At 69.1% G+C, this 14,686-nt stretch carries 14 protein-coding genes and 1 pseudogene; 1 reads left to right on the top strand and 14 read right to left on the bottom strand.

Features of this window, described 5'->3' with window-relative positions:
* Window positions 1–7 precede the first annotated feature (7 nt).
* The 7 genes and pseudogenes from ACYR7D_RS23360 to ACYR7D_RS23330 all read right to left on the bottom strand — a co-directional run bounded on the left by ACYR7D_RS23360 (window position 8) and on the right by ACYR7D_RS23330 (window position 5,139).
* Complete coding sequence (locus ACYR7D_RS23360) at window positions 8–343, bottom strand: winged helix-turn-helix domain-containing protein (protein WP_459546668.1); 336 nt, start codon at window positions 341–343, stop codon at window positions 8–10.
* Window positions 340–1,065, bottom strand: coding sequence for a hypothetical protein (locus ACYR7D_RS23355; protein WP_459546667.1), 726 nt, complete (start codon window positions 1,063–1,065; stop codon window positions 340–342). The genes ACYR7D_RS23360 and ACYR7D_RS23355 overlap by 4 nt, the downstream gene beginning before the upstream one ends.
* A 383-nt stretch (window positions 1,066–1,448) precedes the next feature.
* A pseudogene (locus tag ACYR7D_RS23350) lies at window positions 1,449–1,871 on the bottom strand (HIT family protein); the annotation flags it as partial.
* 65 nt (window positions 1,872–1,936) lie between these two features.
* The gene (locus ACYR7D_RS23345) at window positions 1,937–3,118 is read right to left on the bottom strand and encodes a Dyp-type peroxidase (protein WP_459546666.1); all 1,182 of its coding nucleotides are present in this window, start codon (window positions 3,116–3,118) and stop codon (window positions 1,937–1,939) included.
* A gap of 22 nt (window positions 3,119–3,140) precedes the next feature.
* A complete protein-coding gene (locus ACYR7D_RS23340) occupies window positions 3,141–3,689 on the bottom strand; it encodes a copper chaperone PCu(A)C (protein WP_459546665.1) in 549 nt (182 codons plus the stop codon).
* Window positions 3,690–3,941: 252 nt separating this feature from the next.
* Entirely contained in the window at window positions 3,942–4,463 is a 522-nt protein-coding gene (locus ACYR7D_RS23335) for a hypothetical protein (protein ID WP_459546664.1), read from the bottom strand.
* Between the two features lie 64 nt (window positions 4,464–4,527).
* A complete protein-coding gene (locus tag ACYR7D_RS23330) occupies window positions 4,528–5,139 on the bottom strand; it encodes a TetR/AcrR family transcriptional regulator (protein WP_459546663.1) in 612 nt (203 codons plus the stop codon).
* A 103-nt stretch (window positions 5,140–5,242) separates the two neighbouring features.
* Between ACYR7D_RS23330 and ACYR7D_RS23325 the strand changes: the two genes are divergently transcribed.
* Window positions 5,243–6,622 carry a cytochrome P450 gene (locus tag ACYR7D_RS23325; RefSeq protein ID WP_459546662.1) on the top strand — a complete coding sequence of 460 codons (1,380 nt, stop codon included), beginning with the start codon at window positions 5,243–5,245 and terminating at the stop codon, window positions 6,620–6,622.
* Window positions 6,623–6,791: 169 nt separating this feature from the next.
* Here ACYR7D_RS23325 and ACYR7D_RS23320 read toward each other — a convergent pair whose 3' ends face one another.
* The 7 genes from ACYR7D_RS23320 to ACYR7D_RS23290 all read right to left on the bottom strand — a co-directional run bounded on the left by ACYR7D_RS23320 (window position 6,792) and on the right by ACYR7D_RS23290 (window position 14,609).
* Window positions 6,792–7,493 (bottom strand): class I SAM-dependent methyltransferase, encoded by a 702-nt coding sequence (locus ACYR7D_RS23320; RefSeq protein WP_459546661.1) that lies wholly within the window; start codon window positions 7,491–7,493, stop codon window positions 6,792–6,794.
* A 59-nt stretch (window positions 7,494–7,552) separates the two neighbouring features.
* Window positions 7,553–8,875: a UDP-glucose dehydrogenase family protein gene (locus ACYR7D_RS23315; protein WP_459546660.1), complete on the bottom strand. Its 1,323-nt coding sequence runs from the start codon at window positions 8,873–8,875 to the stop codon at window positions 7,553–7,555.
* Window positions 8,868–9,818 (bottom strand): glycosyltransferase family 9 protein, encoded by a 951-nt coding sequence (locus ACYR7D_RS23310; RefSeq protein ID WP_459546659.1) that lies wholly within the window; start codon window positions 9,816–9,818, stop codon window positions 8,868–8,870. The genes ACYR7D_RS23315 and ACYR7D_RS23310 overlap by 8 nt, the downstream gene beginning before the upstream one ends.
* Window positions 9,819–9,864: 46 nt before the next feature.
* Window positions 9,865–10,959 (bottom strand): glycosyltransferase family 2 protein, encoded by a 1,095-nt coding sequence (locus tag ACYR7D_RS23305; protein WP_459546658.1) that lies wholly within the window; start codon window positions 10,957–10,959, stop codon window positions 9,865–9,867.
* Window positions 10,956–12,578, bottom strand: a complete 1,623-nt coding sequence (locus tag ACYR7D_RS23300; RefSeq protein ID WP_459546657.1) for a carbamoyltransferase family protein — start codon at window positions 12,576–12,578, stop codon at window positions 10,956–10,958. The genes ACYR7D_RS23305 and ACYR7D_RS23300 overlap by 4 nt, the downstream gene beginning before the upstream one ends.
* Window positions 12,579–12,642: 64 nt before the next feature.
* On the bottom strand, window positions 12,643–13,623 hold the full coding sequence (locus tag ACYR7D_RS23295) for an NAD-dependent epimerase/dehydratase family protein (RefSeq protein WP_459546656.1): 981 nt from the start codon (window positions 13,621–13,623) through the stop codon (window positions 12,643–12,645).
* An 8-nt stretch (window positions 13,624–13,631) separates the two neighbouring features.
* Window positions 13,632–14,609 carry a glycosyltransferase gene (locus tag ACYR7D_RS23290; protein ID WP_459546655.1) on the bottom strand — a complete coding sequence of 326 codons (978 nt, stop codon included), beginning with the start codon at window positions 14,607–14,609 and terminating at the stop codon, window positions 13,632–13,634.
* Window positions 14,610–14,686: the final 77 nt, after the last annotated feature.

Genomic DNA, 14,686 nt, shown 5'->3' with positions numbered 1-14,686 from the left:
TCTCCGGTCACGCGGGATCAGGAGACGGGTGCGCTGTGGCGGCATGCTCGACGTGGTCGATGATCCGCTTCAGGTGGGCGATCTCGTCACGTAATGCCGTCTTGCCGGCTGGAGTCAGGTGGATCCAGGTGCGGCCTCGTCTGCCCTCGTAGCCCTTTTCGATCCGCACCAGGCCCGCTTTTTCCAGCACGGTCAGGTGCTGGGAGAGATTGCCGGTGGTCAGGTCCAGCGTGGTCCGCAGGAAGCTGAACTCTACGCGGCGGGCCTCGTGGGCGATGGTGAGGATGCCGAGTCGGACGCGCTGGTGAACCACGTCGTCGAGTCCGTTTGCCGGGTGGGTCATAACCCACGCTGTTGCGCCAGCGCGAAACCGATACCGCCGAGCAACAGCGCACCGCCGGTCAGAACCAGGCCGGGCAGGAATCCCCACATCGGACCGAGGCCGGCATCGACGTCCAGGATCGGCTTCCGCGTGCCGATCCCGCATACCAGAAGAGCGACAACCGAATAGCCGACGGTGAACACCAGCAGCGCCCGGTTCCGTTCCAGACGTGCCAGTACGAACAATGTCAGACCGATGGACACCAGTGGAACCATACCGATAGCGACCGGGCCCGAGGGAAAACGGCCCGCCAGGTCGAGTTGATGGGACCACGCCGCGGCACTACCGAAAACCAGTCCGGCGCCGATTCCGGAGCCCACATACGGCAGGATCCGAACGCCGACCCCTCGGCTGCGGGCCCGGTGCAGGTAGAAAGCGGCGATCGCGGTGTAGGCCAGGACGAAGGCGACCATCCAGTAGACCCCGGCCGGCCAGCTCACGACTTGGACACAGCTCCCGCGGTGAATGATCTGCACGCCGCCGCGGGCGCCCAGGGCCGGATCGCAGGTGACGGCATGGCGCCCCATGCGGTAGAAGGGCGCCGCCGCGAGGACCACCAGGCCCAGTAGCGCGAGAGGGAACCAGGTACTGCGCTGCGCGAGGCGTACGCGGCGAGTGAGGTGCTGGGTGGTCGAGAGCGTTTGCCGGGCGGCTTCCGCGGAGGGGCCCTTACGGTCTGTCATACAAACAGGTTTGCATTACAAACTTAATTTGGCAATGCCATCACGCGGATCCCGTCCCCTTCGATCCCTGGTCTTCCGGTGGTTCCGGACGGCTGGTCCCGGCGGCATCGCATTCCGTCCAGGTCGCTCCCGCATACTCGGCTATGATCGCCGGCGTCGAGGGTCGCGTTCGAGATGTCCACTGGGATGAAGGAGCGTCCGCGTGCGAGAAGGTACGTTTCGTTTCGCCTATTTCACCTCGGACTACGAGGCTACGGTCGCCTTCTACCGGGACGGTCTGGCGCTTCCGGTCGTCGCATCCTGGGCTCGGGGAGCCGACGATCGGGGAACGCTCTTCGCCGCGGTTCCGTCGCCGACGCGGCGGGGCGACCGTCGAATCGCTCCAGGGTGGCGGAGAGCCGGCCACCCAGGGCAGCGAGCGTGTCCGGGTCGCCCGGCGTGCCCGGTCGCCAGGGCAGTACCAGCCGGTCCTTGGTTTTGTCGACGTACCGGGGCACCACGTGCAGATAGAAGTGGAACACCGTCTGCCATGCGGCGGCGCCGCAGCAATTGAGCAGGTTCACCCTGTCCGCGCCGAACTCCTCGACCGTCGCCTCGGCGATCCGCCGAGCGGCCAGGGTGACCGCGGTCAGGTCGGCGTCCGGGATCTCGAACAGGTCCCTGCTGTGTCGTTTGGGCACGACCAGCAGATGACCGTCCGAGGCAGGATTGATATCCATGAAGGCGTAGGTCGTCTCGTCTTCTGCCCCTTTCACATTCGGTACGTCGCCGGCCACGATGCCGCAGAACACGCATTCCTCGCTCATGGCCACCGACACCAGTGCCGGGTCGCGGCCCCGCTCCCCAGCCGCGCCGTCGGCCGCTCAGCGTCTCAACCGAGTAGCCCTTCACCCAGGTAACTGCCCGAGCCGATGCCCGGCGGGACGGCGAAAACAGCGGAGCCGATGGGTGTGGTCCATTCGTTGAGGGCGTCGAACTCGTCCAGTCGCCGCTGGATCGGCAGGAACTGACGGGCGATATCGCGTTGATAGGACACGAACAACAGACCCGAGTTCGACAGGGCGCCGGCGGCCGGCGGGTCGTCGTAGTTGTAGACCCGCCGGAATATCCGCTCTCCCGCATGTGTGTGGTGGGCGCGGGCGATATGTGAACCCGGCGGAATGACCGGTATGCCGTTGCGATCGGTCGCGGTGAAATCGGGTTCGTCGGCTTCGGCGGTGCCGGTCAGCGGCGCCCCGGTGTCCAGGGTGCGGCCCACGCTGGCCTCGCGGCCGGGACGGTCGAGTTCGTCCCAGGTGTCCAGTTCGATCGCGATACGGCGCACCACCATCGATGTACCACCCGTCAGCCACGGTTGTTCGGAGCCGTCATCCCAGACCAGGGCGTCGAAATCGGCCGTACCGGGTACGAGATTGGTGGTGCCGTCGACCTGCCCCATCAGATTGCGCATCGTGGTTCCCGCGGATTCCGAGCCCCGGGAACGGCGGAAACCCCGCTGTGCCCAGCGCACGGTGACCAGTGAGCGCACATTTTTCACCAGCACGCGCACGGTGTGCGCGACGGTGACCGGATCGTCGGAGCACACCTGGAGTGCCAGATCACCTCCGGTGAAGGCGGGATCGAGCCGATCGATACCGAAGGCGGGCAGCGGTATCAGCCACGAGGGGGCCCGGTCCGGTCTGCCGACCGCGGTGAAGACGCCGGGTCCGTACCCGACGGTGACCGTCAGCCGGGAAGGGGCCGCGGCGAGTTCGGGTTCGGTATCGGCGAGTGCCGGCTGTCCGCGGGTGAGCCGGGAGATGTCCTCCGTCCACACCTTCATGATGCCGATCAGTTCGGTACGCCCGGTCCGGGGGAGCAGGTCGAGACCGACGATCATCGCATGCGCCTGGGGTGGGGTGGCGATACCCGCTTGGTGTACGCCGTCCCAGGCGACGGTTTCGGCACCGGTGACCGTGGCACCCGCGTCGCCGCCGAACCGTACGGCGGCGGCCCCCGCGCCGACCGCGCCGAGCGCGGCGGCGCTGCTGCCGAGCAGCCGCCGCCGGCTCAACGACGACCGGTTCCGCGCCGGATCAGCCACCGTGCGCGGGGGTCGCGGGGGCGGCCGGCCCGGTGTGGGCGCCGCCCGGCTCGTAGTTTTCCTGCGCTCCGCGGAAATCGCGGACCTGTGCGGTGAAGGTGGTGCTCGAGCCGTCCTCGAACTCCAGCGTGATCGAGGTATCCGAACCGGGGGTGAGCGGTGCGGTGACATCCATGAGCATCATATGGTCGCCTCCGGCCGCGAGGACATAGGTGCTTGCGGCGGGGATCGCGAAACCGCCCGCCTTCGGCCGCATGATCGCCGAGCCGCCGTTCCCCGCGGCTATCTCGTGGAGTTCCACTCGGTTCGACGCGGGGGAGGAGGCGCCTACCACGCGGATATCGGTGTCCCCGGAGTTCTGGAGTTCCGCGAAGGCCGCGGTCATTCCGGAGTCCACCGCCTTGACCCACTGTTCACGGATCACCACCGAGTCGGCTTGACGTGCCGGAGTCTCATCGGGGGCCTGGGTGCAACCGCTTGCCAGGAGGGCGGCGGTGGAGAACGCCACGGCGAGCGCGGCGCGACGGGAAATGGTTCGCACGGTTTTCCACTTTCGAATCGGGAAGACATGGTGGAGAGCGCGTATCACGAGCACTGCGCGGATATGCCGAGCGGGCGACGCCGGCGCAGCCGGACGTGCGGCATCCGCGGGGCAGAGCTGTTGCGCTGTGACTCCGGGGCGCTCCTGCGGGCAGGTGTGCCACCGCCACGCTGCCGTGGCGGTGGGCGAGGATCCACTGACGGAATCCGGATCGCGGCTCGAATACCGCGGCCGGCCGGTGGGTGTGGGGTGTCAGAGCGGAACGGGCGGTCCGCGGGTTCCGGTTCCGGACAGGTCCAGCAGTCGTTCCGAGAGCGAGCGGCGGTACGCCGGCCGCGGCGCGACCGTCGTATCGGGGCCGGCGACCAGGATCACCGCGCCGGGCAACACCCACCGCAGAGTGGATACCGCCCAGCGGAGGCCACGCTCGGCGCCGTATACGAGGCAGGCACCGGCGATGACCGCGAGAAGATGCGCGCCGGCCATGCGTTCGTCGAGGAGCGGACCGTGCCGATGTGGTCCGGCCACGGTCAGAGCCAGATGGCCGAGGGCCTGGGCGGCGGCGAGGCAGCCCATCAACGCGGTTCGGGTGAAGCGCTGGGCGCGGAGCGTGGTGGCCACGTACCCGACCGACGAACAGACCAGGAGCAGAAGGAGACCGGCGGCTTCGGACGGCACCGCGGCGCCGCCCAGATGGTGCGCCGTTACTGTTGTCAGCGCCGACAGCGCCCCTACCGATACGCCGCGCAGGGCAACGGCCGCATCGGAGTTCATACCGAGAGAGTACTACCTACGACGTTTCGTAGTAAACGGATCGGGCCGGTTGCCGGGGTGCGGGTCAGCGGTAGAGGCCGAGAAGTGCGCGGGAGGCCGCCTCGACGATCTCGTCGGCGGAGGATTCCAGGGAGCCGTCCAGCCATGCGGTGACGAGTTCGGCCATACCGCCGACGAAGAGCAGCCCCGCGGTTTCGTCCGCGGTTTCGCTCCGGCCGCGGGGGCCGAGCGATTCGCGTGCTTCGAGTGCGGACTGATGCGCGAGGTGGCGCAGGAGTTCGGTACGGCGCTGCCGCAACTTCGGTATGGCGACGGATTCCACGATGGCCACACGCGCTTTCCGGGGGTCGTCGAGCAGGAGTTGGACGAACGCGCGAATGGAGGCGTGTGCTCGGGCCTCCGGATCGTCACCGGCATTGTCGGCGGCGTGCCTGCTGGTTTCCTCGATCTCGGCCGCGATTCCGTTCATCACCGCCTCGAGCAGGGCGTCCAGCCCGGAGAAACTCTCGTAGAAGTAGCGCTCGCTGAGACCCGCCGCGGCGCAGACCGCGGTCATCGTGGTCCGTGTTTCCGGGGCGGCCCAGACCGTGAGGCCGGCCTCGAGCAACCGGGCCCGGCGCTCGGTGGCACGTTCGGCGGCGCTGACGCCCCGGTAGACCCCTGATTGCACGGCCATGGTCCCCAGCATGCCACAACGGATTTCGCGCACCAAGGTTGACAGGATGCTCTTCCTGAATCACGCTGAACGTGATCGAAACCACATACATATGAGGTGAGCCATGACGGCCGAGGCCCTGGGACCCCGCGAGGAAACGGCCGGGAAGCGGGAAGCGACCCCCCGCCCGATCCCGGTCCAGCACCGTGACGACCGCGGCCTGCCCGTGCTCGGGCAGGTCTTCGAGTACGCCCGGGATCCGGTGGACCTCTGCCGTCGCCGGTGGGAACGCTACGGCCCGGTGGCTCCGTTCCGCGTGCTCGGCAAAACCGCGGTGATGCTGCTCGGCCCCGACGCCTGCGGCGAGGCGCTACAGAACAAGGACAAGGCGTTCGCCAACGAGCCGGCTTGGTCCCAGCTCGTCGGACCGTTCTTCCATCGTGGTCTCATGCTCATCGATTTCGAGGAGCATCGCGGGCACCGGCGGATCATGCAGGAGGCGTTCACCCGGTCGCGGCTCGAGGCCTACACCCGTCGGCTCCACCCGGCCATCGAACAGGGCGTCGCCGGCTGGGAAGAAGGCAGGGAATTCCCTTCCTACCGGAAGCTCAAACAGCTCACTCTCGATATCGCGGCGGACCTGTTCATGGGCGGCGCCCAGGATACGAGCCGAGCCGAAATGGACCGGGTCAACCGGGCGTTCGTCGCCTGTGTCCAGGCCGCCGCGGGGATTGTCCGCGCCGATGTGCCGTTCACCCGGTGGGGCCGGGCCTATCGCGGTCGTAAGGTGCTGGAGAACTTCCTCCGCCACTACCTCCCGGCCAAGCGGTCTCGGCAGACCGACGACATCTTCTCGGTGCTCTGCCATGTGCAGAACGAGGACGGCGAGCGGTTCACCGACGACGATGTGGTGAACCATATGATCTTCCTGATGATGGCGGCGCACGACACCTCCACCATCACCACCTCGACGATCCTGCAGTACCTCGGGCAATATCCGGAGTGGCAGCAGCGTTGCCGGGACGAGGCGCTCGCGCTCGGTCCGGCGCCGTCGATGGCCGAACTGGAGGGTCTGGTCTCGATCGACCTGGTGATGCGCGAGGCGCTGCGGCTACGGGCCCCGGTTCCGGTACTGGTCCGGTACGCGGTCAAGGACACCGTGGTGCAGGGGGTTCGTATTCCCGAAGGCACCGATGTCATCCTGGGCATCCAGTTCACCCACCTGATGGAGGACTACTGGACCCACCCGACGGCCTTCGACCCCGAGCGCTTCGGGCCCGAGCGCCGGGAGGACCGGTCACACCGGTTCGCCTGGGAGCCGTTCGGCGGTGGCGTGCACAAATGTATCGGACTGTACTTCGGCGGGCTCGAGATCAAGGCGATCATGCACAGGTTGCTGCGCGAATACCACTGGAGTGTCGACCCGGGCTATGTGCCCCCGATGGACTACCACTCCCTGCCGTTCCCCAAGGACGGCCTGCCGATCACCCTGGTGCGGAACTGAGGTACGAGACCACCACGGTTCCCGCCGCTTGCGCGGCCGGTTCCCGCACGGGGCGAAGAGCGCCTCCCTCTCGGTTGTACCGGTCGGCCCGGGCCGACTACCCGGCGCTCGGCCGGGTAAACCCGCTGGTCGCGTGGGGACGGTCGAGGCCTTCCACGGCCGTCCCGGATCAGCCCAGGTGCGCCGAGAGCAGCCAGGCCGGTACCGATTTCCGGCCGCCGGGTTCGTCTCGCACACCCTCGAAACGGAAATTCGGACTGCCCGCGAGTCGCTCCGGCTCCGTCGGTAGATTGCCGTGGATCCGCGCCTGCCTGATCTCGTCGACCACCCAGTACTTCGACACCACATCCCGGAGTTCGTCCGCGGTGACGGGCGCCGGCCCCGGGCCGGTCGCCGCGGGTATGGCTGCCCGGTCGAAAACGAGTGCGAAATACGAGGCCCCCGGTGCCGCCGCCCGCGCGATCGATCGCAGATAACCTGGCCTCGACTCGACCGGAATCGAATGGAACAGCGTGCTGTCGACGATCGTGCCGAACCGTCCGTCGTATCCGGTGAAGGAGGTGATATCGGCGACTTCGAACGAAGCGTTGGTCAGGCCGCGCCGGGCGGCTTCTTCCCGGGCTCGTTCGATCGCGGTCGGCGCGAGGTCCAGTCCCACGGTGGTGTATCCCCGTTCGGCCAGATACAGCGAGAGCGCGGCCTCCCCACAACCGGCGTCGAGGATATCGCCGTGGAACGCGCCCTGTTCGATCAGCGCGGCGAGTTCGGGCTGGGGCTCGCCGATACTCCACGGTGGGGGGACACCCGGCCCGAACGGACCGCTTGTCCCGCGGTAGACCTCTTCGAATTCGAAATCACCCGGAGTTGTCATGTCGTATGACTATCACTCGGGTGGGTGCAAGTACAGCACCGGCCGCTCGCGCATACCGCTCAACGCGGCCCATCGCGGTACGACCCGGTGCCGCCGAGGCCGATCCGGTCGAAACCGGTGCCGCTCAGCAGATGCTCGTCGAGCAGGTTGCGGGTGTCCACGACCACCGCCCGCTCGGCATCGGTGCCGAGCCGCCCCCAATCGAGCGCGCGGAACTCGGGCCATTCGGTGAGGAGCACGATCGCGGCAGCGTCCCGCGCGACCGGATACGGCTCGTCGACCACCCGGATGGGCTCGAGGCCCGGCGTGCCCTCGGGCACGCACGGATCATAGGCGGTGACCGTGGCACCGTGGCGGCAGAGCTGCCGGGCGATCGCGACAGCGGGGGAGTCTCGCAGATCCCCGGTCCCGGCCTTGAACGCGAGACCGAGCACGCCGATCCGGGAGCCCGCCAGGGAACCGGCGGCCGAACCGGTGACCGCGCAACGGATCTTGCGCAACACCATGGCATGCTGACGCTCGTTGGCTCGTACCGCGTCCCGGACCATCGCGAAATCCACACCCGATTCCTGCGCGGTCCGCAGCAGCGCCAGAGTGTCCTTGGGCAGGCACGAGCCGCCCCACCCGGGCCCGGGGGCGAGGAAATGCGGGCCGATCCGGTCGTCCATCCCCATCGCCTCGGTGACTTTCGTGATATCGGCACCGACCCGCTCGCACAATTCGGCCAATGTGTTCACGAACGAGAGCTTCACCGCGAGAAATGCGTTACTCGCGTACTTCGCGAGTTCCGCGCTGGCGGAATCGGAGCGCAGTACCGTGGCGCCCGTATCCGCGTACAGCTGTGCGACCCGGTCGGCGGACGCCGGATCCCGGCCGGCGGTGCCGATGAGAATGCGATCGGGCCGGAGGAAGTCGTGAACCGCGTGGCCTTCACGGAGGAACTCGGGATTGCTGACGACGGCCGCCCCGGTGCGACCGGACAGGGCGGCGATCCGTGCCGCCGTTCCCACCGGCACAGTGGATTTGGTGACGAGCGTGCAATCCGGCGGCAGTACCGCCCCCAATGCCTCGAGCGCGTCGTCGAGGACCCCGAGATCGGCGCCACCGCCGTTGCCCATGGGCGTGGGAAGGCACAGCAGCACCATTTCGGCCTCCCCCAAGGCCCCCGGGTCGGAGGTGAATACGAGCCTGTCCTCCGCCAGCCCTTCGCGGACCAGTTCGGGCAGGCCCGGTTCGACGATCGGCACCGTACCCGTGCGGAGTTGCGCGATCTTCGCTTCGTCGTTGTCCAGACAGATCACGTGATGGCCGAGGTGGGCCAGGCACGCGGCACTGGTGAGTCCCACATACCCGGCACCGATCACACCGACGCGATTACCCATGGTGGCCTCGCTTCCCGATCACTTCGGCCGCGGCGGTGAGCACCCGATCGGCCGGCAGTTCGAGCAATCCGGGGTCGGGGTGGTCACCGTGCGGATCACCGATCTTCCCGGTCCACAGCGCTATATGGTGTTCCGCGGTGGCGGGTGGGCCCCAGATATGTGGTGGTGTGGGGCCGAACAACAGGACCGACGGCGTACCGAAGGCCGTCGCGAGATGCCCGACTCCGGTATCGCCGCAGACGACCAGCGCCGCACCGGCCACCAGCGCGGCGAGTTCACCCGGATCGGTACGTCCCGCATACACCGCCCCGGAGGGTAGACCGGCTCGGTCGGCCACCGCGTTCGCCAGCGGTACCTCCGCGCGAGAACCCGTGATCACCACCCGCCGGCCGTCGGCGGCGAGGGCGCGCGCCACTCGCGCGAAACGTTCGGGTGGCCAGCGCCGCGCGGGATAGGCGGCGCCGGGATGCACGACGATCGCGTCCGGCGCCGGGGTGGGTCGCGGCGGGGCCGGGAGCCGCAGCGCCGTGGGATCGGCCTGGATCCGTGCGTACTCCAGTAGCCGGCACCAGCGGTCCACCTCGTGCACATCCCGGCGCCACGCCGGTCCGGGCACATCCGGGAATTCCGGATGACGGTGGGTCAGCAGTCTTTCCGGATGCGTCGCCAGCAGATCGCGAATGCTTTCCGGTCCCTTGCCGTGCAGGTTCACCGCTAGTCTCGGCGACTCGTCCGTCCGGTCGAGCGCACCGAGCCCCGGAGTCGGCAGCAGTTCGTCGACCGCGTCGACGAGCGCGACGAGCTCGCGCAGCGCTACCGGTGCGGCGAGCACGAGCCGATGGTCGGGGTAGGCGTTGCGCAGACCCCGTAGTGCGGGGACCGCGGTCAGCAGGTCACCGAGTCCCAGCGCGCGGAGTACGAGAACCGACCCGTTCAGGGCCACGAGCTCATTTCCCGGGCGGTACGCGCAGCCGCGCAACGCTTATCGATCACGACACACCTCCCGGCTCCCCGGCCCCGGCCGCTCGGAGTTCCTCGCGCGCCGTGGCGGACCGATCCGGGCGGGCCGCCTCCGGCGACTCGGTCCGGGCGGACAGCGGTGCGTATACGGCGGGCCGAGGCACGTGGCGGTGGTGCAGTTCGCCGCGCAACCGATACCAGCACGCGGCCGGGGGGATGAGGACGCTGGTCACTGTCATCCGCGCGATCTCGGCGGGCGTGCGGGGCCCGGGAACGATACGGGCCGCGGCGAATTCGCCGGTCAGGACGGTCCATATCGCGGCGAAGCCGAGAGCGGAACGCCGACACCCGGCCACACCGAGGGCCACGGCCGCCACGCCCGCCACCGTGGTGAGCACATGACGGGGGAGACGCCGGTGGGATTCGCCGATACGCCGCCGCCAGTGCGCACCGTACTTGCGCCGCATCAGCGCGTTGTCGGCATTCCCGCGCTGGGCGCGCACACTGGCCAGCGGCCCCGAGGCGCGGACGGGGTGGACGGTGATCCGCGCACCGCGGGTGATGGTGTAACCGGCGAGGCGAACCCGCATCGCCAGATCGGCGTCCTCGCGAAAGGCCCGTGGGAAGCGTTCGTCGAACCCGCCGACAGCGGCGAGCGCGGAGCGGCGATAGACCATATCCGCCGTGATCCAGCGCGCGGTGGCCAGCCCGGCGGTCCCGCGTTCGGCGTCGGTCGGCCGGCGGTGCGCTGGTAACGGAACCTCGATACGGGCCGTGGAGGCCGCCGTGTTCTCCCCGAGCCCGCGCAGGTCCTCGGCCAGCCGGGCGGGCCAATCCGGTGCGGTGAGCACATCGTCGTCCAGGAAGGCGATCCAGGCGCCGGCGGCCTGCCGCCACCCCACATTCCGCGCCGCCGCCGGCCCACGGCCACCCGAGCGGACGACCCGCACCCCCGGCGGAGTGCCCGGCAGCGGTAGCTCCCCGCCGCCGGGTCGGTCGTCGACCACGATGATCTCCCGCGGCTCGGGGCCCACGGCCGCACCGAGCGCCTCGAGCAACCGGCGGAGGCTGTCCCGCCCGGTGGTCGGGATCACGACGCTGTAGTCCACGCCGGGGCCGTTCATGCGCGCCGCACCAGATAGGGACCCAGGGCCAGTAGATCGATCGGGGCGGAACCGAAACATTCCAGCGCATCGCGCGGGGAATCGACCATCGGCCTTCCGGCGGTGTTCAAGCTCGTGTTGACCACCACGGGCAGACCCGTGCGCCGTTCGAATTCCGCCAGCATCCGCGCCGGTAACGGATCGTCCGCGGCATCCACTGTCTGCACCCGGGCGGTGCCGTCCACATGGGTCACCGCCGGGATCCTGGCCTGCCACCCGGGGGCGACATCATGAACGAACAGCATGTACGGGCTGGGTAGCGGGCCGCGACCGAATATCTCGGCCGCGCGGTCGGCCAGCACCATGGGCGCGACCGGGCGGAACTGTTCCCTGCCCTTCACTTCGTTGAGCCGTTCCAGATTCGCCACCCGGCCGGGATGGGCGAGCAGCGAACGGTGCCCGAGCGCCCGCGGACCGAATTCCGCCCGGCCCTGGAACCAGGCGACCACCTGATCCGCCGCGAGTGCCTCCGCCACCTCGGCCGCGACATCCGCCGGTCCGGTGTAGCGGACCCCGGCCGCACGCAATACGGCCTCCAACTCCGCATCCGTCCATTCACGGCCGAGGTCGGTCCCGCGCATCGGGGCGGCCCGCTCACCGAACTCCGCGGCCAGCTGCAGTGCGGCGCCCAGCGCGGTGCCCGCGTCCCCGGCGGCGGGCTGGACCCATATCCGTTCGAAGGGGCCCTCGGCGTACAGCCGGGTGTTGGCCACGCAGTTCAGCGCGATACCACCGGCGAGCGCGAGGTTCGGCTGCCCGGTCCGGCGATGGAGCCAGGACACCAGTTCGAGTAGTACCTCCTCGAGCCGCTGCTGCACCGTCGCGGCGAGGTCGGCGTGTTCCGGGCCGGGTGCACCGCCGGTGAGCGCGGGCGCGAAGCGCTCCCAGTCCACGGGGTCGGTGCGGAAGCCCCCGTCACCGTCGACGCGGACGAGCTCCCGGAACCGGTCGAGGAACCGCGGTGTGCCGTAGGACGCGAGGGCCATCACCTTGTATTCGTCGCTGGATCGCGCGAATCCGAGATGCTGGGTGAGATCTTCGTACATCAGGCCGAGGGAATGCGGCAGGCGCTGAGCGGCGAGTTCGACGAATTTGCCGTCCCGGTATTCACCGGCGAGGTAGGAGTGGCTTTCGCCGCGGCCGTCGGCCACCAGCACCGCCGAATCCTTCCACGGTGCCGCCAGCGCCGCCGAGGCCGCGTGCGCCACGTGATGCCGGACGAAACGTACGATCGCCGGGTCGAGGCCGGGGAGCGCGGCGCGGAGGAAAGCGGGTGCCCGGCGGGCGTAGTCGGTACGTATCTCCTCACTGGCTTCGTCGAGACCGCCGAGCGAATGGTCGACCAGGGCGGGGTCGTAGGAGTAGCCCACCGCGTCGAGCTGATCGGGTCGTATGCCCGCTCGGTCCAGGCACCAGGCGGCGGCCTGCTCGGGCATCTCCCACGCGGAGAACGGCACCGGGCGCTTACCGTGCTTCCGGCGGCTGAATCGTTCCTCTTCCGCGGCGGCGATGATTTCACCGTCCACGATCACCGCGGCGGCGGGGTCGTGGAAAACCGCGTTCACACCGAGAATGCGCACCGGGCCGCCTTCCACTCGGAGCACGGGCTGCGCCCGCTGACGTTCTGCGCGCTACCCGGGAAGATCACCGCCAAACCGGGGCGTCCGGATTCGTTACCGGAGCCGGGCGTTGTGCGAACCAGTCGATCGTGCGGCGCAGGCCCTCGGCTCTGCCGACCGTCGGCTGCCAGCCCAGTGCGCGCCGGGCCAGGGAGATATCCGGGCAGCGGCGTCGCGGATCGTCGACCGCACCGGCGATGTACTCGATGGTGGACCGGCTCCCGATCGCGGCGCGGATCTCCTCGGCGAGTCGGCGTACCGAGAGTTCGTGGGGGTTGCCGATATTGACCGGGCCGGGGTGGTCCGCACCCGCCAGGGCCCGCAGGCCGCGCACGGTGTCCTCGACGTAGCAGAGCGAGCGGGTCTGCTCTCCGTCACCCGCTATGGTCAGCGGCGCGTCCGCCAGTGCCTGGGTGATGAACGTGGGCACCATCCGGCCGTCATCGGCACGCATACGGGGTCCGTAGGTGTTGAAGATCCGGGCGATCCCGGTGTTCACGCCCCGTTCCCTGCGATAGGCCGTCGTCAACGCCTCGGCGTACCGTTTCGCCTCGTCGTAGACGCTGCGCGGGCCGACCGGATTGACGTATCCCCAGTAGTTCTCGGGCTGTGGATGTACTCCGGGGTCGCCGTACACCTCGCTCGTCGACGCGAGGACGAACCGGGCTCGGTCGCGCTGGGCGAGCTCGAGGGCATATGTGGTGCCCAGCGACCCGGCTCGCAGCGTTTCGATCGGCAGGCGCAGATAGTCCGGCGGGGATGCGGCGGAGGCGAGATGGAGGACCACCGTGAAACGGCCCAGCGGCGGAAAAGGCTCCGTGACGTCGTGCCGTACGAGGTCGAATCCGGATCTGTCCCGCAGCGTGGTGATGGTGTCCGGGGTGGAGGTGGCGAAATTGTCGAGTGCCACCACGGCTGTGCCCGCGTCCAGCAGCTGCTCACACAGATACGATCCGAGGAACCCGGCACCGCCGGTCACCAGGGCGCGCTCCCAGTGCGTGGACACGCTGCCCCCTACCCGGTGATCTCGGCGAGTACGGAGTTCCACCGGTGCAGGAAGGCGCCGAGGCCGTAGTGTTCGAGGGCGAACTGCCGCGCCGTCTTACCCGCGAGTACCGCCAGATCGGGTTCGTGGCAGAACTCGCGGAACTTCGCGGTGAGTACCCCGATATCGGCCGAGATCGCACCCGCCTCCGGCGGTACCGCGCGAACGGCCTCGGTGGTCGCGAGGGCCAGTACCGGCATGGCCAGATGCATGGCTTCGAGCAGGGACAGCCCGAGCGAGGTCCACCGAGCGGTGTGCAGATATACCCGCCTGCGCGCCATATCGGCATGCAGTACGGCCTGGGGGAAGTCACCGATTCCGCGCACGGGATACGCGGTGGGCACGTCGACGGTGAACCCCGCCGTTCCGATTCCGTAGATATCGACCGGCCCGGTCGCCGCGAAGGCGGGAAGCAGGTCGGTGCCGGTGATCCGTCCGCGCCGCTGCGGCTCGTTGATCAACGCGACACCGTGCGGCAGCTCTCCGGTGTAGAGCGAGCCGGGGTCCACGATGCCGTGGGGTACGACCCGGGTCGCCGCCCGGCCGTTGTCCCACATCAGATCGTTGAAATGGGTGACGTGCACGATCGGGATATCGGTGTGATCGGCCAGTGGATGCCTGGTGGTGGCCGCCCCGGCGCGCGGCGTGTTGTGCTCGACGTAGACCGCCGGAATACCGCGGCCCGGACGCCGGCCCAGCCATTCCTCGGTGAGGCCGATCTCCTCCGGACGCTGGAGTACGACCACATCGGGTTCGGTGTCCCGGAGTTCGCCGGCGGGCACGTCCTCGGCGGACGGCCAGTCGCGGCCGCATCGGCCCCGCCCCCAGGGCCCACCGCCCGGTACCACCGGGAGGATATAACGGTGCGGGCCTTGTACGAACGAGGTCGTCCACGAGCCGTGGACGTGCCAGAGCAGCACCCCGAGCCGGTTCGCCGTATCGCCCATGCCGGTAGCTCTTGCCGGTTCCGGCCGGCTCAAACCTGTCTGCCGTCCGGTCGCGTTCCGGTGGATATCGCGTATCG

This window comes from Nocardia sp. X0981 (assembly GCF_977089955.1).
Note: the sequence above shows the minus strand (reverse complement) of the source record. Positions and strands in the feature narration are given on the sequence as shown.